The sequence below is a fragment of the Mycobacterium sp. SMC-4 genome, assembly GCF_050205565.1.
GTDB lineage: Bacteria > Actinomycetota > Actinomycetes > Mycobacteriales > Mycobacteriaceae > Mycobacterium.
In genome coordinates this window covers 1-532 of record NZ_JBNMQU010000032.1, presented here as the reverse complement: position 1 = coordinate 532, position 532 = coordinate 1, and the positions used below count along the sequence as shown (strand labels likewise).

General features: G+C 54.3%; 1 rRNA gene. It reads right to left on the bottom strand.

Annotated elements, in window-relative coordinates:
• Nucleotides 1–85: ribosomal RNA gene (locus ACQI46_RS25615) — 23S ribosomal RNA — on the bottom strand; the annotation flags it as partial.
• Nucleotides 86–532: the final 447 nt, after the last annotated feature.

Here is a 532-nt window from a genome sequence, read left to right as displayed (position 1 = left end):
CTCCCCGAGGCATATCGCAGCCTCCCACGTCCTTCATCGGCTCCTAGTGCCAAGGCATCCACCATGCGCCCTTAAACACTTACAACACAAAACCAAAAAATGAGTCACCCAAAACCTCTCCCAAAAGGAAAAGCCCTGGGTATCAACAAAAATTTGCATTACATGAAATGACAACCCGCACAAAGAAACCCACCCCCACAAGGAAGGCAGGCCTTCACACAAGCCACCATCTCGATGCTCGCAACCACTATCCACAAATCAAACACCACACCCCACCACCAAAGCAGGGCAACAACACTCCGACCCCACACACATCCGGCGGAGCCACCCCCAAACCACAGGGGCACGGGCCTGTTGTCTCAAAGCCCAATAGTGTGTCTGGCAGTTCATCGAAACAGCGTTTCCCACACCGCTTCTCAACGTTTGTTGTGCACCAAACCCCCACCCACTACAGGTGAAAGGGCTATCCAACGAATCGCCTGACAATCGGCTGATCCCGCGATTTACGGGGCCGGCCAGGTCTCGTGGTGCT